The sequence below is a fragment of the Paenibacillus algorifonticola genome, from assembly GCF_050481745.1.
GTDB classification, from domain to species: Bacteria; Bacillota; Bacilli; order Paenibacillales; family Paenibacillaceae; genus Pristimantibacillus; species Pristimantibacillus algorifonticola_A.
In genome coordinates this window covers 59,430-83,408 of the sequence record NZ_JBCNGR010000030.1, presented here as the reverse complement: position 1 = coordinate 83,408, position 23,979 = coordinate 59,430, and the positions used below count along the sequence as shown (strand labels likewise).

Genomic DNA, 23,979 nt, shown 5'->3' with positions numbered 1-23,979 from the left:
TTAAAATCTGCTCCTCTTTTTCCTATATAAAATGACTGTTTTTTTCACCGTTTAATCTGCTCAAGAATTTGCGGATCTTTAATTTTTGTATCTTGTGCAAGCAGAACAATTTTGGATAAAATCTCTGCTGTCTTTGGATCTTCATCTATAAACGGCAGAAACAGCTTGCCGCGATGCTGAGAATGAACCGGAATAATGGCAACTGCACCAGAAGCCTGTTTATATACGATACCGCTGCCCAGATGAACGCTGTATTCACCTAATTGTCCTGCAATCAAAGCATGATTGCCTTCCAATCTTACATTGTCAATTTTTAGCAAGCGTAACGATTCACGAACAATAGCTTGGCGAATTTCAATCGTTGTCAGACTGGCCTCAGGATCTACTCCGCCTACATGCGCCACACTGACAACCAAATCCACATCACGCATCACTTCAGAGAAGACGAGCGGCGGCACATTTTCAATATCAATCGGTTTATACGTATGGCGGTCAAAGAAACGGACGGTCTCGATCGTCGGGCATTCGACATCCGATGGCGAGAACCAATCAGCAAGCGCATAAATGCTCGCAATGATATTTTCCTTGTAATAAACCTTCTGCAGCCCCTCCTCATAGCTTACCGTCCATAAACGACTTTTCAGCAAGCTAACGGTTTTACGAGGCTGTACCTGGTGTCCGTCATATCTGCGGGATATCGCACCACTAGCCAGTTCATCAGCATTCGGTATATATAGCTCCCGGAATACTTGTTTGAACGGCTGCTTCAACTGCCTTTCAAACATATCCTTCTGGTACAAACTCCACTGTCCGCTATTGAGCAAATGCAGAGGATGGGCAATAAACAGCTCCTCGCCTTCGCCAACCTCATATGACCCCTCATCTGCTCCCAGCAACGCCCCATTTTCAAAATAACCGAGCTTCCCATTGGCACCAAATACCAATGTTCTAATTAAAGGCGCAATAACCGGATTTTTCGCGAGCTTGTTAATCTCTTCCTTAGTGAAGAGGCTTCCTGTTTCCATGGAGCGTTCAAGCTCCTTGCGAGCCCGCTTGTATTGATCGGAAAGCTCCGATTTAATTTGTTTTAACGTCTCCATGTATTCATGCTTTTTAAAAGCGGTTGGAACCGACTTAAGCTCCTTGTCTTTGCGGAGCAAACGGATTTCTGCTTTTCCTTCTTCATCAATAATAAGCTGTACCGTCACATCCTCGTCTAAAGCAACAGGATCAAAGTAATGCAGAAGCTCGTCGATTTTCCGCCCTTCCATATCCCAGGTTAATCGAACAACATCTGTGTACCCTGCATTTCGGGCTAAATTATCCAATGCAATAGAGCTTGTTTTTGACTCTGTAGCCCGGCGCTGGGCTCCGAATGTTTTGCTTTCTTTAAGAAATTGCTGAATAAATTCATAACGCTCCAGTACATCACGCTGCTTGTCCTGCTCCAATGGAACTAGGCTATAGCACAGCAAATGATCTTTATTGCGCTTATCTGCTACTGATTTTTTCAAATCTGCAAGCTTAAGCTTGCCCAGAACCGCATCGGCAAATAATTGAGAGCGTCTGTGATTGGAACCAGCCGAAATGTATTTTGCAGACTGATAGAGTTGGTCAAACCGTGTCTCTCCCAGTTCTTTATAGGCCGAATGGAACCAGTTCACATCGAAGGCGCCATCGTTGAAGTCCTCCGGCAAAATTGGAGAATAATGTGCTACAATCGTTTCTTTCTCCCCTGAGAACGTCTCATTAATATGAGCATGGAAATACCAGGCTGCACTTCGCAGACCATCCCAGCCCAAATATTTTGCGATAATTTCAACCCATTGCGGTGCATACATCGCTGCTTCAAGCAGCCTGACCTCGCTTATTTTGCTTCCTTTAAGCAGCTCTTTCAACGTCTCCTCGTTTTCCCCCGCAGCGGGGTGGCATACTTTAAGCATTTGGCTGAACGATTCTTTCTTCGTCGTATCTTTGCCATAGCTATAAATGTAGCCCCGGACGAATGATTCTTTATCCAGCCCTGTCAAAATACGAAGGAAATAAGAAGTCCCCTGAATATGCGAAATGCTTGTTGCGAGCTTGGTGACGTCTGTTGGAAGATCACCGCGGTTAAGTTCAATTTCCAAAATCCGCTCGATAATCCGATCTTTAATAACTTCGATTGCTGGATAAGAGTCTAAATCATGATTTTTCGGGCTAGTCATTTCCCTAATATAGTTATCGCTTCTTGGTCTGGACATTAATAATCGAATAAGTTCATGTTCGGTCAGTATTTCCAAGCTGTACGCCCTTGCAAAATCATTAAGTCCAAGCAAATAGCCATTGTAGTCCTGAAGGGCAAATAACCAATAATAAACTTCAAAATACGTTTTGAATGCATTATCGCTATGCCATTCAGACTTTTGCCAGCTTCGCCAGAAACTCGTCAATGCATTTAAAATGCCTTGATTTTCATCCTCTTTGTCATACGGAAAGCAGCTAATTATTATACGCAGCGCATGATTCGCCTTGTCAAAACGCTCCAGCTTATCACTATCTGAAATATAAGCGCCAATAATTTCATTGACCTGATTCTCATAATTCAATTGCTTATAAATCGCTTGCATTTCCGCCACCTTATTCATTGGATAAATGGCTTCAATCAGTTCCTTGCCCCAGTTCTCTATCGCCTTAACGTTGGACCTGTACATTTCCCAGCTGTTCAATTCTCCCGTGCAGCAGCGATGCAGGAAATTGGCCTGACGATAAAACTCCAGCTGCATTAGCTCAAGCGGGCCAAAGCCGCTCGAATCCAAATAACTTCTCCATATTTCAGCAAGGGGATATCGTTCCAATACGGGTGTTGGATCCTCGGGATCATAGCGCCAGCTAGTGGTGGACAGCCTTGTCCCGAGTAGTACAGACTGTTTAGCCTCATAATAATCTTGAATTTCATACTCATGCTCCCGATACTCGTGCACAAGCTCAGATAACCCTTCCAGAAAACGCTGCATTTTGTCCACCGGCAAAGTAAAATATTGCTTAACTTCTTCCAAGGCTGACAACGGCATTGGTTCTATTTGCAAAAGCCGATCCACTTTCTCCGGAAGGTTGTACAAGCCAAAACCATTTGCTAAAGAATAGGTGGTCTCTTGTTTCAGCTTCGCTAGTAATAGCCGTTCCTTGTCCGTTGGCTCAGTAAGGACTTCTACCTGATCCTGTAGCTCCGCAAACAGCTTTGCGTGCTGCTCATCTTCCTTCATCTCAGTCAGCAATTCCAACGCAGCCAAACGCTGCAGCTCCACCCTACTTTGCAGCAGTTCCTTTGTTACAGCCTTAAGACTGGACGCTGGCTGATTAAGAAGGAGCTCAATGGCACCTTGGCGAAGCGCTCCCTTCTTAAGCTTTAGAAGCGCGGATATGGAGGACAGCTCCTCCTCATTAAGTTGAAGCTTGGCAGCTTTACTAATCGCGATTTCACGATTGCTTGTACTTTTATCTGAAAGGCTTGCAAACAAAAAGCCTCGCTGTGCTTTATTTTTCAGATCGGGAAGGAAATACTTTAACAGCTCGCCCCGCATGCTAGGGCTCAATGTATCTTTAATGGCTATCATTTCAGCAATCATTTCATTGTCCATATCGTAAGCAATAAGATAAAGCATTTTACTTACTATATCATCGGCACGTAGCGTATAACTTCTCCAATCAAATACACAGGAGTTTCTCATAATTTCCTTTTCATTCATCCCGGACAGCATCGTGGAAAATTTCAGGAAATGACTTTGTCGCTCCGATTTCTCTTCAAGCAAGGGCGTACTTGTATAGGTCAACGTATTATCTCGATCCATATGCCATTCATAGCTGTATCCATAGGCATAATTATCAAGAAGCCAATACTGCAGTTCAAAATCTGTCTCATCAAGCCAATTTCTAGCAATGGCAAAACGCATCGCTGTATTGGTGCTCTGTGCAAGAACATACTGGGCAACCACTTTACGGTACGTTTCTTGACTTGCCATTAAATACGCGATCTTGTCTTTCAAATCATCTTCCTCATGAACAGCTGTCGCCCACAAAGCCATAAATACTTCATTTACGTTGCTGCTCTGCAGCCACTGCTCACATAGTGCCTTATTACTAAGAGACTGGGTGGCATAGCTTAGGCATTGCTTCGCTACACGCGCATTAGCAGCCTCCAAATTCAGGCCTGTCCACACGTCCAGCGCACGAACAACTGAACTAAAGCGAATTAAATTATTGTCCTCGACAATTTTCAGCATAAATATCATAGCCTCAATCGTACCCGAGTCCATTTGCTCAACAATACTTTGTCTGAGGCCTTCTTGCAGACGGGCAGCAACAAGAAGCTCGCCTATCATATGATAAGCCCGCTTACTGTGACTCAAAAATAAACCGGAAATCATAGAACGGGAAAGCAGTGCGGTGTTATTGTCCCCATATATAATTTCTCTTAAATCTTCAAATGTTTCTTCGTTGCCTCTGTCAATCTCATAGGCAATCATATCTGCTGCGGCAAGCATAAGGTGGTTGTAATTCGAAAGAGAAGAATGCTCCACTTTTGTTAAATAATCTTTTACATTGAATTTCGCCGCCTGCATATAAAAGAGGGAGATGCATTTCTCCATCACTCTTTCTGTATGTATTTCTAAATTTGACGTGCGGAATGGACGACGCAAATAACCATTGCTGTGCGGATACTCCACGCAATAGTTAACAATATAACGGAATACGGCTGCATAAGGGTCATCAAACAGCTTGTCCATAATAATAACGAGTGGCTCAAACCAACTGCTATTTCCATCTGCTGCTATTTGCATCAACAGCTGCTTCAATTCTTTCTTCATGTCGCTGTCCATATATCTATTTTTAGCAGATTCAATTACTAGAACGGCAAGCTTGCGATAAGATTCATCCTTATATAAGGTACCCGCTTTATCCAGCATCTCTTTAAAATATTCCTTACCCGCTTCCAACTCCATATTGTAACAGCCTCCTGTATATCTAAAATGAAATATGAATCAATTTGGCTACCACATTCTACCTGCCAACATTGTAAATCGAATCAATGCGAGATCGTCTCCATCCTGTATATGTAAAGGACTATCCATTTGTTCGATTTCATCGCCATTAATAAATACCTTGTATAGTCCATCTTCAAACGCCAGCAATGCGGTGCAAAGCGCTTCATCTAGGCTCGCCCTTTGCTCATTATATATAGAGCCAAAACCGACTTTTCCCGTCTCGGCTTGCAGCTCCACATCACTTTGCGTCAAATATGGCACAAGCGGAACGTCCGTCTCCTTCTGATTGAATTTCTGAACATTTACAGTAATCAGGTCCGTAATTAGCGCTTTCAACGTATCCGGTTTATTTGCAAATGTCCACTCGAGACGATCTAAATAGCTTTTCTTCTTACCAAGGCTCTTTACCGTTATGTACACAATCATGGCTGACTACCTCCGGATACTTATAATGTCCCCTGACTACCATAATAGTACCATAATAAGGAAAGGACGCCCTTCATGCCGTTAGGAGGAAATAATGAAATTTTCTCTAAACAGCTAGGACCAATTACACTCAAAAATACGTGACATAGACTATTTACACCTATCGCAGTTATAAAACTCGATGCATAAACTTTTAATATTTCGTCATCATGTATGTTTAAATGCCCTTTTATATTTACGGCTTGCCAAATGGGAACAAAGGTTCTATAATCCATATTACAGGAACATACGTTCTTAGTCAATGAAATTCCAGCGTCTTCCTTCTGCATTTGATTATTTGGATTATCAGGAAAGCAGCTGGATTGACGCTGCTGAGCAGAGCATGTTATTTTTAAACTTGACATGGAAACTTTTGGAGGGATTATGAATGATTGAGATTCGCTTATCCGTTGATTACGATGAATATGAAAATGGTGTTCGCATTTCCCAGCTTATTGAACAGCTCACTGAAAAACCGAACGCAGCTAATATTTCCGTTCTTACAATCGGTGATTGGGGACAAGCCTATGAGAACGGCCCTGAAGATGCCATCGAATCACTAATTAAACACAAACATATTTTCACAGGGCTGAGCAGCGTGTTTCTTGGAGATATGGAATCGGAGGAATGCGAAGTATCCTGGATTAATCAGACAAACATTGCTCCACTGCTTGAGGCCTATCCTAATCTTCGTTCCCTGACGGTTAAAGGAAGCACCAATTTAAGCTTTGAGCCCCTGCAGCATGCAGCACTTCAGGAACTGAAAATTATTTGCGGCGGATTGCCGAAAAGTGTAATTAAAGAAATTGCTGGCTCCCAGCTTCCCGAGCTTCGCAGACTCGAGCTTTATCTCGGTGTAGATAATTATGGGTTTGATGCATCGCTGCAAGAGGTTTTGGCAGTCGCAAAACCAGAGCTATTTCCTAAGCTCACCTATTTGGGTTTGAAAAATAGTGAGATTCAGGATGAGATAGCCATTGCGATCGCTGACTCATCAATTGTTGACCAATTGGACACGCTTGATTTGTCTTACGGTACACTAACCGACGTAGGCGCAGAAGCTCTCATAACGAGCGAGCGGATAAAGAAGCTTAAACATTTAGATCTTAATTACCACTATATGAGCGAAAAAATGATTGAGCGCTGGAAAGCTACCGGTCTTTCTGTTGATCTTAGCGATGAACAAGATGCTGATGAGGATGATTGGCGCTATCCCTGCATTACAGAATAATGGCCGCTTCCGCTTCAGCACAGCCCTATTTGATAATTGGGAACCCGGGCAACAAACGTACGCTTGGCCTACAAGCTGCCAGACACAAGCTTGGGCTTTCCCCCGCTGTCGTTCTTCCTTATTCCGATTTGCTGAAACGTTCTATTCATTTAGGTGAATTGTTTCAGCAGATGGCAGCAATCTCACAGCCCCTTGAGGGCAAGCCTATTATTATCCGGCTGGATGCTCCCGGGGAAAATCCACTTGTGGAGCGTGACTTAATTGCTTGGGGAGCAGAATTCGAAAGCAGCAGGAAAGATTTAAGCAGCGGTTTATCCGTTACTGCTGCCGAATCGTTGCGGCTTCCCGAACAATATGGAAGAATCCTTTTTCCAGGGCAATGGTACCGTGGTTACTGCCGCTTGCTGGCCGAGCTCCGTGAAGCTGCACAGCAAAGTGATTCTCCTATCCGCTGGGTCAACGATCCGGCGGATGTTGCCGTTATGTTCGACAAGCGCCGCTGCCAGGAGCTGCTTTCACAAAGTGGTGTTCCTACACCTGCTTTGCCGGCTCCTGCTGGCTCTATTCAAGATTATGAATCGCTGCTGGCGGCTGTTCAATCAAGCCGTATGAACCGCCTATTCATTAAGCTTGCTTATGGCTCTGCAGCCTCAGGCATTATCGCTTATCAGCGGCATCCTGCAACCGGCTCAGAAATTGCAATTACAACGATTGGTGTAGAACAGCATAACGGCGAACAGCTTTACTACAATTCTGGCAAATTGCGGCGTTACACCGATCATTCAACAATTCGCTTAATTATTGACTGGGTATGTCGTGAGGGTGCTCAAATTGAGCGTTGGATTGAAAAAGACAGTATCAAAGGCAGCAGCTATGATATTAGGCAGCTTGTCGTTAATGGTTCCCCTTGCCATGCCATGGCAAGGCTAAGCCGCACGCCAATTACTAATTTGCATTTGCGCAATGAGAGGCTTTTAATAACAGATGGCACGCTGCCAACTGAATTGAAAGAACAGGTTGAAGCTACCGCAGTATCTGCACTTGCCGCTTTCACTGGTTCGTCAGTCGCGGGAATAGATGTCCTTGTACAAAAAAAACGGGGCCGGGTCTACATATGCGATGTTAATCCCTTCGGTGATTTACTTTATCATGCCGAGCATAAGGGAATGAATACTTACGAATGGCAAATGTCTAATTTAAAGTAGTAAAAGCTTAAGTAGAGAGGATGCTCAGGATGATAGATATGAACCAGATCGTGGGCTCCCATGATATTGTCATGATTACGCTCGATACGCTGCGTTATGATGTAGCCAAGCTCGAAGAATCCAACTGCCGCAACTTATGCGCAGATGGACCATGGGAGAAACGGCATACGCCTGGCAGCTTCACATATGCTGCACATCACGCCTTTTTTGGCGGCTTTCTCCCTACACCCGCCAATACAGATAAAGCATCGCATGTGCGATTATTCCATACCAAAAATACTGGTTTAAAAACACATTCCCATACGTGGCAGTTTGACGCACCTGATCTTGTAAGCGGCCTTGCCGAAGCAGGCTACCGAACGATATGTATTGGAGGCGTCATTTTTTTCACTAAGAAAAATAAGCTGGCAAAAGTACTACCCGGATATTTCCAAGAAAGCTACTGGCGTATGACTTTTGGGGTTACCAACCCTCGTTCTACTGAACATCAAGTTAATCATGCTCTAAAGCTGCTGGAAAAGGCTGATCCCCATGAAAGATTGTTTCTGTTCCTAAACATCTCAGCAATTCATGGGCCAAATCATTATTTTCTCCCTGGCGGATCACGAAAAGACTCCATTGAGTCACAGCGTGCAGCACTCAGATACGTAGACAGCCAGCTTGGCATCTTGTTCGATGCGCTGCGAAGCCGCGGCAAAACCCTTTGCCTTGCCTTCTCCGATCATGGAACCGCCTATGGCGAAGACGGATACGACGGACATCGACTGGCACATGAGGTTGTATGGAACGTCCCGTACCGTGAATTTATTTTATAATGAAAGAGGAGAGATGCCGGATGTCTATGCCAACATCACTAACAAGACCAGCAGATTTGCCGGAATGGGGCAAGCGCTGGTTCGCCTCCCCTTACCGCTCCTATCTTTATTCTTATCCGCATAAGACTGCTTATCGACCAATAACGCCGGCGTTGCCTCTTGATGAGCTCTGGAAGCACGAAGCGGCTGATTATTATTTCTTATATATGCATATCCCTTTCTGCGGCGTGCGCTGCGGATTCTGCAATTTGTTTACACTGCCTGATCGCCGTACCCATGTGCATGAGCAATATGTAGATGCACTTGAACGCCAAGCTTTGCAGTGGGCTCCTATTATTACAGGAAAGCCTTTTTCCCGCTTCGCCATTGGCGGCGGCACGCCTACGCTGCTTGAAGCTACTCAGCTAAATCGGCTGTTCACAATTGCTGAAGATATTATGGGGCTGGATACCTCGCAGGCTTCTATTTCCGTGGAAACCTCTCCTGATACAGTAAGTGAAGAGCGGCTGCAAATTTTAAAAGACCGCCGAACTGACCGGGTTAGTATTGGTGTGCAAAGCTTTATCGATGAAGAGGCCTCGGCGATTTATCGCCCACAGAAGCCTAAGCTTGCTGAACAAGCTATTACGATGCTGCAGGCTTTTGATTTTCCATTGCTGAACATTGATCTGATTTATGGTTTGCCAGGCCAAACGGCCGATTCATGGATTTATTCGCTAGAGAAAGCAATTAGCTTCTCTCCGGGGGAAATTTTCATTTACCCGCTGTATACGCGAGAGCATACCATTTTGAAGCCAGACCAAATTCAGCGCCAAGGCACCGATGCACGGCTGGAACTCTATCATATTGCATGCGAACGCCTTAAGGCGGCAGGGTATAAGCAATTTTCCATGCGGCGATTCGCTAAGGAAATAACGTTTACGCACAAAAACATTTTACCGTTTAGCTGTCAGGAGGAAGGTATGGCAGGGCTGGGCTGCGGTGCGCGCTCTTATACGCGTGAAGTACACTATGCTTCCCGTTATGGCGTAAGCGCAGCGGCTACAAGAAGCATCATTGCCGATTATGTTGCCACAGAAAATTTTAAATTCGCGAATTACGGATTTATACTAAATGTCGCTGAACAGAAGCGGAGGTTTGTTTTAAAAGCGCTGCTGCACGCCGAAGGCTTGTTACTTGCAAGCTATTCAGAACGTTTTGGTAGCGAAGCGCTTGCCGATCACTCCGAGCTGGCAGAGCTGATTCAACTCGGCTTTGCACAAATAATGGACGCCGGGCAAACCATTCGATTAACGGAGCTTGGCATGGCTTATTCCGATGCAATCGGTGATGAATTTATTTCTGGTGATATTAGAGAACTGATGGAAGGGTACATGCTGTCATGAAGGCCGTGCTGTATTATCGGGGATCGCTTTCTTCCTGCAACTATGACTGTCCCTATTGCCCATTTAGCAAAAATAAAGACAGTGCTGCTACGCTTCGCAAGGACGAGGAGCAATTGCATACGTTTATGGATTGGGTTCGGGAGCAAGGTAGCGCTGGCCATGAATTGTCTGTTTTTTTCAACCCCTATGGCGAAGCCCTGATCCATCGCTGGTATCGCGAGGCTATGATTGAGCTGTCACATATGTCTCATATTTCCAAAGTAGCTGTTCAGACAAATCTCTCTACGAAGTTGGATTGGACAAGTCGGCTTAACCCGGAGAAAGCTGCTTTTTGGGTTACCTACCACCCTGGTCAGACGACGCTCAGCCAGATGCGGTCACAGTGCATGCAATTGTACCAACAAGGGCTTAATTTTAGCGTTGGAACGGTAGGGCTGCGAAGCGCCTTCGAGCAAATTGAAGAGCTTCGGAGCAGCCTGCCAGAGGATGTATATGTTTGGGTGAATGCTTTTAAAGATAAGCCCAATTATTACACAGAGGCGGAAATTGTACGGCTTGAAGCCATTGATCCTTATTTTCTATGGAATACGAGAGATTATGATAGCTTCGGGCAACGCTGCTCCGCTGGCTCCTCGGTATTTTATGTTCAAGGAAGCGGTGTCGTCAAACATTGCTACAAAGATCGGCGTATCATTGGTCAGCTCTATCGAGATGGACTGGAAGGCTTATCCGCAGAACGGCCATGCGGCATGAAGAAATGCGGATGCTATATCGGCTATATCCATATACCAAAGCTGGAGCTTGGAAGCATCTATGCAGACAGTCTGCTAGAACGAATTCCGTCACATTTTCAGCAAAAAGAAAAAGTAATCACTTCTTAAAACAGGTTTCTGTTTCCCCTAGACTTTGCCTGAAAAGGAACTTGTCTATTTCTGTCGAATTGTAAATAGTATGATACTAAAAAACACGCCCAAACTCAGACTGTTTATTTATATCGTACTATTTGTTAGCTTTCTAACCTGCCTGCATTTCGTCTGGAACGCAGCGTTTAAACCCCCTGTCCATCCTGTTGCACAACAGGGTGGACTGGATTTGCGCAGCTGGCATTTTACTGATAAAGAAACGATTAGACTTAATGGACAGTGGGAGTTTTATCCGAATGCCTTTCTCCCGCCTAATCCCTTTAACGTCACGCCTTCCAGCAAAAGCTGGGCTGCTGTTCCAGATGAATGGGGTCGTTATTTGAATAAAGACACTGATGGTTCTGGCTTTGGCTTTGGAACCTATCGTCTCCGAATTTTGCTTCCTGATAATAGCACTCAGCAGTTTGGGATCGAGACTATGTCTATATCAAGCAACTATGAGTTATTTGTTAACGGCCGCTCTGTATCCAAACTTGGCCAACCATCAGAAAATCCACAAGAGCATATAGGGAAGATGTATCCTTTTATTGCTTCTGTTGAACACACAAATGAAATGAATTTGGTGCTTCATATATCCAATTATGATTTCCCTGAAGGAGGCGGCATTACCAAGCCGATTAAATTCGGGACATTCGCCGCTGTTCAACGCGAGGATCATTTATTAATTGCCATGCAGCTATCGGTAACCATCATCTACATGCTTCATCTCATTTATGTTGCTCTTCTCCCTCTGCTTGGTGTACGGAAGAAGGAGCTTGTTTATTTGGCAATCGTTATATTCTGCATGATGTTAGGTACTCTATTAGATGATAATAAATTATTGGTCTCTTGGCTGCCTATATCTTTAGAATGGAGTTTAAAATTATTAAGACTTTGTTTAATTGGAGCATCCACAATGCTGCTAGCGTTCTCTGCCAATTTTTTCCCGATATACCGTAAAGGTAGAGTTATACGCATCTATTTATTGCTTTGTGCTCTTTACGCGCTCTTCATTTTGCTGCTGCCATTTGAACAAGTCATTTCCTTGTCTCCCCTTAGGATTCTAACGATTTCACTACCGCCCCTTATTATATTTATTATGATTCTGCGCTTAGCACTTAGGGGAGAAGAGCATATGATTTTCCTGCTGTTCGCTGCTATAAGCGTCGTATCAAGCATTGTATGGGGAACGCTCAAATTAAGAACAGCTGGGGATTTGCCCTATTATCCATTTGATTTAATTTTTGCTTTTATCTGCTTTGCCTCCTTCTGGTTTAAACAATTTCTGCAAACAAGAACCAATTTGGAGCAGCTTGCTCTCAAACTACAAAAAGCCGATAAAGCGAAAGATGAATTTCTCGCTAATACTTCTCACGAGCTGAGGAATCCGCTGCATGGCATGATTAATATGGCGCAGACCGTTTTGGAAAATACCACCACTTCCATTAGTGAAGCAAGCAAAAATAATTTAATGCTGCTCATTACCGTAGGACGCCGCATGTCGCTGCTGCTTAATGATTTGCTCGATGTGACTCGTCTGAAGGATCGAGATATTCATTTGAATAAGGAAAGCGTCCGGCTGCAAAACATTATTTCCGGTGTATTCGATATGCTGCGTTATTTAACTGAGGACAAGCCTGTCCGGCTTGAAATGAATATCCCCCGTTCATTTCCTAAAATAATCGCGGATGAAAACAGGCTGATTCAGATATTATTTAATCTCATTCATAATGCAATTAAATTTACGAACGAGGGAATCGTTAGTGTCCATGCAGAAGCTATTGGTGATAAAGCCTATATCCACATACAGGATTCTGGAGTCGGCATAGATGCGGACGTACAGCGCACTATTTTCCAAGCTTACGAGCAGGGCGATTCTAGCATGACGGCTATGAGCGGCGGAATTGGACTCGGACTCAGCATTTGCAGACAGTTAGTCGAGCTCCATCGAGGCAAGCTAACGGTTCATTCGGTTCCAGGTAAAGGTTCTACTTTCACTTTCACCATGCTCCTTGACTCTCATTCAGCTGCTGACGAACCAGAATTTATACTGCCAAGCGCAACTGAAGCAGCCGTATCTGCAAAGTCCTTCATTGCTGCTGATTCTCAATTACTGCGCCTTGATCAGAGAAAAGCAGCCTCAGAATCGGAACAAAATAAAGCTACTGTGCTCGCTGTGGATGATGATCCTGTTAACTTGAAAATATTATTCAACCTGCTGGATTCAGAGGTTTATGAAGTAACTACCGTTACGAGCGGCAAAGAAGCACTCAAGCTGCTTGAAACGAAGGAATGGGATCTCATTATTGCCGATGTTATGATGCCGCACATGTCAGGTTATGAGTTGACCCAAACGATTCGCAAACGATTCAGCGTTTCTGAGCTTCCTATTCTATTGCTAACTGCTCGCAGCCGTCCTGAGGATGTCAACACAGGCTTTATGGCAGGGGCAAATGATTATGTTACTAAGCCTGTCGATGCAATGGAGCTCAAGTCTCGCGTACAAGCTTTAACAGATCTCAAACAAACGGTAAATGAGCGGCTGCGTATTGAGGCTGCTTGGCTTCAAGCGCAGATTCAACCACATTTTCTATTTAATACGTTAAACTCCATTGCCTCCTTAAGTGTAATTGACCAATCGCGAATGGTGCAATTACTTGAGGAATTCGGGAACTATTTGCGAGCGAGCTTTGATATGAAAAATTCAGAGCGTGTAGTTCCCCTCCAGCATGAGCTCGACCTGCTTCATTCCTATCTTTTCATTGAGAAAGAACGCTTTGGAAATCGCCTGCAAATTGAATGGGAGCTTGATGAACTGCCGTGGCTTCGTATTCCGCCGCTTTCCATTCAGCCGCTTGTAGAAAATGCGGTCCGTCACGGGGTGCTCGCCCGTTCAAGTGGGGGCAGCGTGCGTATTCGCCTGAAAGATTACGACGATTATATTGAAATTGCGATTATAGATAATGGGGTAGGTATGGAGGATGAAAAGGTTAAGAGCGTTCTCGAGCAAAACCGTGGAGGGATTGGCCTGCGCAATACTGACCGTCGCTTGAAACAGTTGTACGGTAAGGGATTACGCATTGAAAGCACAGAAAAACAAGGTACGGTTGTAAGCTTTTCTGTCCCAAAATCCTCAACCGATGAAGGAAATTCAAATGAGTTATAGAGCAAGTATAGAAATTGTATAGAAGTTGCGTGTATAATGTTGGGGGAACAAAAAAAATAAATATGGTGATAAAACATGCGCTTAAAAAAATGGGTTAAGATTCTCCCGACCTCCATTATGATTGCCGCAATAACGGGAATGCTGGTGCTGTTTTTCACGCAACTGTTCACACTCCCCGAGCCATTCTACTCTAACCAGAACCTTCCTTTCTTCTTCAACACCTTTATGGTCATCATCATTACCGTACTTATCATAATAATGCGTGCCATGCTTGTTGAGAGAGCAGTATTGAAGAAGCTTGCTTTTAGGGACGGTATTACCGGTCTATATAATCGTCATGGGCTTGAACAATTCTGGAAAACATATCGCAGCAAGAAAAGTATGGCCATTCTATATCTCGATCTGGATCACTTTAAAGAAATAAATGATCGTTTCGGTCATCATGTTGGAGACGCACTGCTTCGGGAGGTCAGCGTTCGCTTACAACAGGTGGAGTCTAAAAAGCGCCGTGAGCTATTCCGGCTTGGCGGTGATGAGTTCGTGATGATTCTCAAAAACTGCGATCCTATTCTGGCGAAACGGGCTGCCACGCAAATTTTGGATAAACTGACGACGCCTTATGCAGTCGAAGGTTATAACGTGTTAATTACTGTTAGTATCGGTATTCGGATGTGCACGTCCCGCAATGCTGAGCACGATATGCTTGTAAAAGAAGCGGATGCTGCGATGTATGTGGCCAAGAAACAAGGCAAAAATGGATTTTTTGTCTTCCGGGAAGGAAGAAGCAAGCTCCCGAAAGAAAAATACGGCAATGTCAATCAGGCTAAGTCATAAAGCCAAGAGGCAAGGAGTTCTATTTCGTCCGCTTAATCAGTGGATCGACGATAGTTACTCCTTGCTTTTTATTTCCTATTAGCAATCGCTTTCCTCTATAGTGTCCCTATTTGACGGGCGTGTACAATTAGCCTGTGCGTCGGATTAATGAGCGGATCACAGGTAATAAGTGTAAGTATATTTTCTCCCGGGACACTATCTAAGACTGATAATTCTGTTGGCTCCACAATTAACGTCTCGTACACTTTATAAATAAATTTAGCGGTGCTCGTCTGCACGACAATTTCATCGCCAATTTCCACTTCATTCAGCCGATTAAATAATCTTCCGGTTGTATGGGCACGATGCGCTGCAACAGCCGCATTGCCCTCCTCCCCAAAAATAGCGGTCTCTCGCATATGTACAGCCGCATGCTTCATATTCGCCTTAGTAGCGCCATCCAGGATCGGTAATAAGACATCAATACGATCTATCGTAATCGTTGCAATGGGCTTGCCATTTTGAAAATCGTTTAATAGGGAAGCTGCCTCATCCTCGGTTTCTTCTCCTGCATTTAACATGTCATTTAGCTGTGCGTAGCTTTGCGCGGCCCCCATATTTACAGGCTCGGGCGTATCCATGAGCAGCAGCGCTTCTTTTAACAGCTTGTCCTGCTCCCGATCAGCCATCCATTCATTCCACTGCGGATAAATGAGCAGCAGCACTCCGAGCGCTACCAATATAATTGCGATTTTACGCAAATTCTTTCTCAACTCCCTCTGCTTATATGTCTATTAATTAAACTTAATAGGCTTCTCTATTATGCCGAGCCTGGCTCTACAGTTTCTCTACAGGCCGCACGCTTCTATAAAAAAACCTCCAAAACGAATGAAAAATCTTCGTTTTGGAGGTCGTATGTGTAGAGTAGAATATGTTCAGTATCAAGTTTTTCCTACTCTTATGGAGCTTGATGCATCAAGCTTAAGGACGTGAGCGTTTTTTTCTTAGCAATATAGCTCCGAGAGCAATTAATGCAGCACCTGCGAGCTGGATTGGCAATTGACTGGACTCACCTGTCTTCGGAAGTGTGCCTTGGGTATTCGGTGCTGGCTTATTTCCATTTCCATCCGAATCCTCCACTACCCCGAGTGGGATTTCATCCACATCAATTTCAAACAATATTTCCTCTTCGTTGCCGTCAGCATCTTTTACAATAATGGAGAAATCATCTTTGCCTGTATAGCCTGGGTCAGGCGTATACACCCATTGTCCATTATCGTCAACCGTTACTTGTCCATGCTCCGGTTGCTTGCCAACGTCTGTATTTCCACCTTTCGGAACGTCAACTTTACCTTCAACTGGCGTATTTTCCTTAGTCTTATCTTTCTCTACTACAGGAGTCGCCGTTGGTGCTGGTGTCGGTGTGCCTGGCTGAACAGGAGTTGGAGCCACCGGTGTTGGCGTAGGCGTCGCTGTTGGCGTCTCCGTTACAGCAGGTGTTGGTGTAGGAGATGGTGTTGCTGTTGGCGTTGGTGTCGGCGTTGGTACTGATGGGTTGCCCGAATTTCCACCTGGACTAGTTGGCTTATTAATTAGCCCAAGGTCAATCGTCAAATCTTCCCAGCCACGTGGCGCTCCTTCACCAATAACAATAACTTCTGTGTATCCATCTACCTGTTTGTTCGAATCTTCCTCAGCAGAAACGCCGTCTGCCTCAGCTTTCGTTATGGTGTAGCCAGTTGGCACAATAAATTTCACAAAATATTGTCCGCTTGGCAGTTGATCAAACAAATAGTAGCCGGGATTTCCACTCGCATCATTAGCTGTAATGGTTTCTCCAATTTGCTGTTTGTTTTGATCAAAAAGCTGTACGGTAACGCCATTGCGGCCATCCGCAGCCAGTTCATCCTGTTTGCCGTTGTCATTACGGTCAAACCATACATAATTGCCAATAACCCCTTTGGCAACTACGCCAAGGTCAATCGTATGATCAACCCAGCCAGCCGTCTCGTTAATAACAATTTTGGCTGTTATGCCGTCTGCATCCGTTGCATTGGAATCAAGGGCCGCGTTCGCTCCTTGCTCCGCGCTTGTTTTCACATAATCGCTTGGCAAAACGAATTGAACATAATATTCGCCTGCAAGCAAATTATCGAACAAATAATAACCAGGCTTGCCACTTGCATCATTCGCTGTAGTAGTTTCAGCTACAGGCGTACCTGTGCTGCTGCCTTTATACAGCTTAACCACAATGCCATTAATACCGTCTTTCTCATCTTCGTTCTGCAAGCCATCACGGTTGCGATCGAGCCATACATAATTCCCGATTTCGCCGCGTGGAACAAGGCCCAGATCAATCGTCAGATCATTCCAGCCTGCTGGTCCAATCGTAATGACCTCAGTTATTCCTTGGCCATCCGTTTTGTTGGAATCCACATCTGCCGCTCCAGCTTCCGGCTTCGTTACGCCGTATTCTGCTGGAATGACAAACTGGACATGATAATCGCCTTGCGGCAATCCAGCAAACAAATAAAATCCTGGCTTGCCATTTTCATCATGCGTCACAGTCTCAGCCAATACATGGTTTGCATCGTCATAAAGCTTAACGATAATGCCATTAATGCCTGTTTCCGCTGCATCTTGCAGCCCGTCTTCATTACGGTCAAGCCATACATAGTTGCCGATGGAGCCGCGCTCATCCGAAACGACAGGAATTTCATGCTCAGTCGTCACCGGTGGTGTTTCATCGGAAACAGCTTTAGCCACATTGATAATGGAAGCCGCTGCTGTATCTACTGACGTAACTTGATAGGAATACGTAAATTCCTTCGATTCCCCAGATTTTAGCGATGGAATGCTCGGTATGCCGGATACTTTCGTATCCGTAATCACAACATTCGTTAAATCGCGCTTGCCTGTATTCGTTACTTTAACCGTGTAGTTAATCCAGCTTCCTGCTGCTGTATCGGATACAGCGACTGCACTGCCTCTTTTCTCAATCTTGAGCCCGGCAGTCGGAATGCTAGCGTCATCCTTAATCGGATCAGGGGATTCATTGTAATACACGGTTGCTACATTATCCAAATCTGTCAAATCCAAATCAGCACTCGTGACGCGGTATACGCCTTCAAGCGTCAATCCCGCTCCTGCCGCAAGATTTTTAATGACAATAGATGGATTCGTTCCGCTGTTAGCCAACTGTCCAATAATGTCTGGTCTGTCATGGCTGCCGCCATTCAAGGCAATTTCCTCGCCATTATACGTCAGCTTAGTAAATTCAAAGCCAGCTTGCAGTCTGTCAAGCTCATCTGAAATTTTAAAATTATGCAAAGTAACAGAAGATGTATTTTTCAAAGAAAGCTTATAATGCACATCGTTTCCTACCACTACATATTGCTGCGATGGAGCAATTGTCGATGAGCCTTGCGTCACACTTGTAATTTCTTTCTCAAACGTGATGGTTGGGTAAGATTCGCCAGTAGGTGATGCTGTTTCGATTAAGCCCAAATCGATTGTCGGAATTTTACCAGCAGTACCCAAGCTGATCGTATCCGTACGATATGGCGTATAACCGTCTACTGAAGCGCCTTTCGTTACCAGGTTGGAGTCATTGTCATTCGTGTGGCTTGGATCTGCGCCATGCACATTGGCTGTCGTCGGCATGTAGCGATCTGGCAGCACAAACTCTACGAAATAATTGCCTGCCTCAAGCCCCTGGAACAAATAGTAGCCTGGGCTTCCATTGTAATGATAACCTGTCTTGCTTGACTTGAACGGTGACGTTTCACCCGCTTTGTACAGATTTACAGTAACGCCATTAATGCCTGCACCTTGGCCGCTGTCGCCTGGATATTCTTCATCCTGCGTGCCATCACGGTTGCTGTCGAACCAGACAAAATTGCCGATTTCGCCAAGCGGTACATGCTCGTCATTCGGGTGAATCAGGAAGCCTACTTTGTTAGGCGCTGTCGGAAGCATCTTGCTGCCTTCATCATTGCCTGCGCCGATTTCAGTTGCTTGAATGGCAAAAGAGTTCCAAGCTACTTCATTCGTAGGTGCTCCTACAGGGGCATCCATTTTCCAATCCAATACAATGTAGTCGCCTGGCGCAAGTCCAGATGCTCCATCACTGCCTACAATGTTCGACAGCTGGAAGTAGAGCGACTTAATGTCTGTCAAATCATCCTTTTGGTAATTGCCTTGCTCGATCCAGCCTTGCTTGCTGTCATTCACATTCGTGAAATTGACAACCTGCTCCTGATTAACCGACTTGCTGTAATATGTGGACAGCGTGTAGTTCACCGTTCTGCTTCCCGCTGCCGCGGAAGATGTAAAGGTTTTATTGCCGGACGAGAGTACTTCCGCCAAGTTAGGCTGCCACTGTGTGCCCCTTGCTTCATAAGGTGAACCACTGTTGACGCGCAGCGCATTATCGCCTACATGCGGCAAAATATCCAGCACATCAATGACGCCAAGTCTCGTATTGCCGCTATTGCGAACAGCCAATCTGTAATCCGCTGTTCCGCCTTCATACGTTACGCTGTAGCGCGGGTACTCGGTGTATTCAATATCGCCATCATAATCAAATGGCTGTACAGGAAGAGCTGGTTCTCCATCATACGTAGCATCATCTGAAGACCGGAAAACAGGCTCTAAATCGCCTTGATTCCATTTTGTCGACTGGACGAGCGATGCTTTGCGTACCGTTACATTTGCTGAGGCATGAACAAAAAATTCATTCGTTCCCGCTGTTGGATCAAAGCCCAGGACTGTATCTTTAATCGCATTGTTGCGTGTTTGCCACGCTGGCGAACTTTGCGGATTATCCTGTGCGGAATCCCCTGCATGCCAGAACTCTGTATTTGGATCACTTGTTGTAATATACATATCGTTCGTGTAGGTAGTACCTTGAGGCGTACCTGCACGGACCTCGCCTTTATAGCTGATTTCAAAGCTTGTGCCTGGATCAAAAGAGGTGCCGTCGGACCATGACCATTTCACAAGGGTCCGTCCAGTACCGTTCCAGTTTTTATCAACAAGCTCCAGCTGTGGAGCACTTGCTCCAGCAGGCGTGCCCGTAAACGTAAACGAGGCTGCCAGCGCCGCAGCAGGATCAGCTATTTTAGGATTCGTGTAATAATCAAAGCTTGTTGGCAATAAATCATAGACAACTGGATTAATATAAGGTCCCGTTGCTTTAATATCGTTGCGGACCGTAAGCGTGAACGGCACCGTGCTGAGTGGACGGAAATTTCCCGCTCCAATCGCTTTATTTGCTACAAGCCATGGCTTCTCATTGTTGATGTTGAAATCTGCCTGAGCCGTTTTCTGAGGCTTGTCATCCCATTGGCCCGGAATGGTAACGTTGAGCGCTTGATAATCCAGCGTGACTTGATTCGTTACTTGATCACCGTGAACGACAGGGGCGTTCGTGCCATTAGCAAAATCTCTAACGGTCCCTGTAATTTCAATGCCGCCAATTGTACCGCCTGGAGCCAGGGTGCTGAACGACCACTCCAAGGCAACCAAATATTCGCCAGCATTTAGCACAATGCGGTTCGTGCCAGCTGTCGTGCTCACTGTTATTGTGCCGTTAGGAGCAAGGCTGCCACTATACGCATGCCAAGTTTCAGTCACTCCATCGCTTGTTTTATAACGAAGCTGGGAAGTAAACACATTTGGCATTTTAATGCTGCTGTAGTCCATTTCCGCAGGCAGCACATCTGTCAATACCAGGTTCGACAAGGACGTATTTACATTCGTCCCCGTATTGCTGATGCCGCCGATGTTGAACTTCTGTGTCTGGCCATGCCAGCGATACTGGTAAACGCGCGACTTGGTTAGTCCGGAAACGCCAGATATCGGCTCTCCGAATTTAGTCGTTACATCAGCGTCAGGATCAGTGACCGAGCCGCCGCCTTCGAGCGTATAGCCGCTCAAAATTTCAACATTATTTTTGCGTTCCAGCGGTGTTCCGGTTGGATGACCATACCCTAAATCGTCAGGGAAGGTGACCGATACTTTCGCTTCGAAGGATTGTCCAGAAGCAAGCTCAATATTCGACCAAGTGACCGTGCGAGCTGTGGAATCATAGACTCCGCCTTCTGTTGAACTCACATATACAGCATCTGGCGGCAGCGTATCGACTAACGTCGCATTTTTCAAGCTGCCAGGGTTAGCATTGCCCGCTTCGCCTTTAATGCCTACCGTATACTCAACCGCTCCGCCAATAATCGGAACTGTGCTGCCAAATCCAGTAGCTTGGCTTTTATAAGCCCACCATTTGTCGTAGGTCGACGCTGTTGGCGTCGGCGTCGCTATTGGTGTTGGCGTTGGTGTCGCTACCGGATTGGGGTCCGCGTTAATCGTTACATTCGCCGATGCCGTCGTGCTTTCCGCTGAATCAACGAGTGTAATCGTCGCCGTATTCGTTGTAGGCACAACCGAGCTTGAGCCAGTCGGCTTCGCTTTTACGGGAATTTCCAGCTTCACCGAAGTACCGGAAGGCAATGGATGTGCATTGACGGTTAGAGTTTGGCCATTTTTCGTATCCCAGCCTCCATCCTCCCAGCCATCTACAATTTCAAATTGTGCCGGTACGGTATCAACTATCGTTACATTCTTACCGACATGAGTCGCTCCATCTGCCTGATACAAGATCGTATACTTGAAGGTATCTCCTACATTAACGGTGCTCACACTGGCTGTCTTTGTAAAAGTCAGACCAGTAATCGGTCCTGCCGCCTGTGCCGGTGCTGCGAATGGCTGTAATGCAGCTTGCAGCAGCAAAACGAGCAGCATAATCCAGGAAATCTTGTGCCTGATCGCTCTCTGTCTACTTGCGGGCATCTTATCAATCCTCTCTTTTTCTCTATCTCCTCTAGTTGCTCTCTTGTTGTAACTACTAAATAATGCCAAGTAAAAAACATTACCTTACGATTGCGATGTCTTTTTCCATCCTCTTCCTCCTTGCATGTAAATAAGAAAATTATATCCAGCCCAACTGTACAAAAACTTTACAAGCTTCCCTTCATTCGACAGCTTAAATAACAGCAAAAGAAGCTTCGTCCATTCCATAAAGGAAAGACGAAGCTTCTATGTGTACCCTTTGATATATAGGTTTATTTCCGTTTAATAGACTTTAGCAGCCGTATAGCGCGAGCTGTCTTTAATCATTTTACCCGCTTTCTTGCTGTTCTTCATGCCAGCATCAAGCGTCGTGTCGATCGTAATCCATTTGCCGTCTAAATAAACTTCATTCCAAGCGTGATAAATTGATACATCGGTTGCTTTGCCCATCACCATCTTGGCTGGAATGTCCAAGCTGCGAAGCATGCCCGCCATTAATGCAGCGTAGCCGTAGCAAATATCTTTCCGCGAACTAAATGTACGATCGATTTGAGGCAGATAATCGTTGGTTACCTTCGTTGCAAGCTGATGATCGTAAGAAATATTCGCTACAATATAATTGTAAATCGCCGTTACCTTCTCGGTATCCGTCTTTTTACCCTTAGTCAGTTCCAGTGCTTTCTTAACCGCTTTGCTGTTGCTGCTCCAATCGATATTTTGAATGGAATTCAAATAGACGAGGCTGCTATCACTCAAATTCAAAGTAACTTTGCCCGTTTGAACTGCTTTATATTTATTGGTTCCACTTACGTTTTCCAATAATGTAATCGTATATTCTCCATTGCCCAGTTGAAGCGCGAACCACTCTTCTGTCTGGTTTGTCCGGAGCGAATACGTATAATTTTTGCCGTCTTTGGCTACAACCAGCCTTGTATCTACGCCCGACTTAACCCCATAACGAATACCGATGCTTCCTTTATCCACATTGGATTCATCAAGCCAGCTTGTCCCAGCTGCCGCTGCCACTTGAGCAGTTGCTTGGGGGAACACGGACAGAATAAGTGCAAGTAAAATCATAACTGTTAAACTTTTGCGCATAAAAAAACTCCCTTCGGTGGCTAGGCTGCCATCTAAATAATAGAGAAGGCCCTTTAGCTTTGCGTCCCTGCCTTTCGACAGGTTTGCCGTTATCGTGTAAAGTTTTGTAAGAAGTGTTAGGTAGAAAAACTACCTTATATTAAACTATGATTATCTCTAGTATATACCCATCATTTGCAATAAACAATACGTTAAACCTTTTTTATTTCCAAGCTGAGGCTTGTATTTTCCGATTTTTTTTCATCCATCTCCGCTTTAACCGTTTCATAAAAGGCTCTTCCTTCCGCTCTTTAAGCATGCCCTTTACATCTCTTAGCAGGAGCATATACCGCATTTCATCTTCGTGCTTCAAGCTTTGAAATTCTTTCAAATGTTCTGCGCCCATCTCACTTCAACTCCATCATGCGTTTTATCAATCCAATTTCGGTTGATAAAATTCCTATACCCGAAACAGCGTCTAGCTGCTTTTGACCGTATAAAATTTTTGGAATCTCCAAAACTTCCTTGGTCCTGTCGACAAATAAAGCCACGCAAAAAAATCACGAATACCATCATCTACGATTCCCTCATTGTACTGATAAAGCTGACGCTGGTAGTTCAGGCGGCATATTTCCACCCCGTCCCACCAAAAAGAAAACGTGTTCCGCTTATCATCATGCTCCAGAGTAATCATAAATTTCCCTTCCGAAAGCTGGAAATACTGCTTGTCATAAAAAAACAAAGGCCCCTCAGAAGTAGCTGTAATGCCAATAAAATGACCTCTATGATGGGTATAAAAGCCACGAACGATGGTGTGATTGGTCATTTGATTCAAATTCAGCTGTCGTAGGTGCTGGGCTCCCTCGCTTATACAGCAAGCCAGCTCAGGATAGCGAAAATGGCGAATGACGTTCATTTGCCGCTTCTCGGTTATCATCATCTTCTTCAACCATTCCCATTCCTTTGAACATGCTATTTTTTTGAAAATGAAGCCCGTAAAGCTTGTCCGTCTCCATTTTCACCTACTCCTCCATTATAAATAGGGAA

General features: G+C 44.9%; 13 protein-coding genes and 1 riboswitch. Of the genes, 7 read left to right on the top strand and 6 right to left on the bottom strand.

Annotated features, from left to right (window positions below; all coding sequences use genetic code 11):
* Window positions 1–44: 44 nt before the first annotated feature.
* Complete coding sequence (locus ABEW34_RS22265; protein ID WP_430161483.1) at window positions 45–4,982, bottom strand: DUF4132 domain-containing protein; 4,938 nt, start codon at window positions 4,980–4,982, stop codon at window positions 45–47.
* 48 nt (window positions 4,983–5,030) lie between these two features.
* Window positions 5,031–5,450 carry a hypothetical protein gene (locus ABEW34_RS22260; protein ID WP_099518809.1) on the bottom strand — a complete coding sequence of 140 codons (420 nt, stop codon included), beginning with the start codon at window positions 5,448–5,450 and terminating at the stop codon, window positions 5,031–5,033.
* Window positions 5,451–5,877: 427 nt separating this feature from the next.
* Here ABEW34_RS22260 and ABEW34_RS22255 point away from each other — a divergent pair, with 427 nt between their 5' ends.
* The 7 genes from ABEW34_RS22255 (at window position 5,878) to ABEW34_RS22225 (ending at window position 15,027) form a co-directional block, all read left to right on the top strand.
* A complete protein-coding gene (locus ABEW34_RS22255) occupies window positions 5,878–6,720 on the top strand; it encodes an STM4015 family protein (protein WP_430161482.1) in 843 nt (280 codons plus the stop codon).
* Window positions 6,693–7,925: an STM4014 family protein gene (locus ABEW34_RS22250; protein WP_430161481.1), complete on the top strand. Its 1,233-nt coding sequence runs from the start codon at window positions 6,693–6,695 to the stop codon at window positions 7,923–7,925. The genes ABEW34_RS22255 and ABEW34_RS22250 overlap by 28 nt, the downstream gene beginning before the upstream one ends.
* 29 nt (window positions 7,926–7,954) lie before the next feature.
* Window positions 7,955–8,740, top strand: a complete 786-nt coding sequence (locus ABEW34_RS22245; protein ID WP_430161480.1) for an STM4013/SEN3800 family hydrolase — start codon at window positions 7,955–7,957, stop codon at window positions 8,738–8,740.
* 26 nt (window positions 8,741–8,766) lie between these two features.
* Complete coding sequence (locus tag ABEW34_RS22240; RefSeq protein ID WP_430161572.1) at window positions 8,767–10,125, top strand: STM4012 family radical SAM protein; 1,359 nt, start codon at window positions 8,767–8,769, stop codon at window positions 10,123–10,125.
* Complete coding sequence (locus tag ABEW34_RS22235; RefSeq protein ID WP_430161479.1) at window positions 10,122–11,006, top strand: STM4011 family radical SAM protein; 885 nt, start codon at window positions 10,122–10,124, stop codon at window positions 11,004–11,006. Before ABEW34_RS22240 ends, ABEW34_RS22235 begins: the two co-directional genes overlap by 4 nt.
* 211 nt (window positions 11,007–11,217) lie before the next feature.
* Window positions 11,218–14,193, top strand: a complete 2,976-nt coding sequence (locus ABEW34_RS22230) for a hybrid sensor histidine kinase/response regulator (RefSeq protein WP_430161478.1) — start codon at window positions 11,218–11,220, stop codon at window positions 14,191–14,193.
* A 75-nt stretch (window positions 14,194–14,268) separates the two neighbouring features.
* The gene (locus tag ABEW34_RS22225; protein ID WP_430161477.1) at window positions 14,269–15,027 is read left to right on the top strand and encodes a GGDEF domain-containing protein; all 759 of its coding nucleotides are present in this window, start codon (window positions 14,269–14,271) and stop codon (window positions 15,025–15,027) included.
* A gap of 95 nt (window positions 15,028–15,122) precedes the next feature.
* On the opposite strand, the gene ABEW34_RS22220 is transcribed toward ABEW34_RS22225, so the two are convergent.
* The 4 genes from ABEW34_RS22220 to ABEW34_RS22205 all read right to left on the bottom strand — a co-directional run bounded on the left by ABEW34_RS22220 (window position 15,123) and on the right by ABEW34_RS22205 (window position 23,881).
* On the bottom strand, window positions 15,123–15,767 hold the full coding sequence (locus ABEW34_RS22220; RefSeq protein ID WP_430161476.1) for a class D sortase: 645 nt from the start codon (window positions 15,765–15,767) through the stop codon (window positions 15,123–15,125).
* A 220-nt stretch (window positions 15,768–15,987) separates the two neighbouring features.
* Entirely contained in the window at window positions 15,988–21,855 is a 5,868-nt protein-coding gene (locus ABEW34_RS22215) for an SdrD B-like domain-containing protein (RefSeq protein WP_430161475.1), read from the bottom strand.
* Between the two features lie 282 nt (window positions 21,856–22,137).
* Window positions 22,138–22,953 (bottom strand): transglutaminase-like domain-containing protein, encoded by an 816-nt coding sequence (locus ABEW34_RS22210; protein WP_430161474.1) that lies wholly within the window; start codon window positions 22,951–22,953, stop codon window positions 22,138–22,140.
* Between the two features lie 12 nt (window positions 22,954–22,965).
* Window positions 22,966–23,051: riboswitch (cyclic di-GMP riboswitch) on the bottom strand.
* Window positions 23,052–23,410: 359 nt separating this feature from the next.
* Entirely contained in the window at window positions 23,411–23,881 is a 471-nt protein-coding gene (locus tag ABEW34_RS22205; protein ID WP_430161473.1) for a hypothetical protein, read from the bottom strand.
* Window positions 23,882–23,979: the final 98 nt, after the last annotated feature.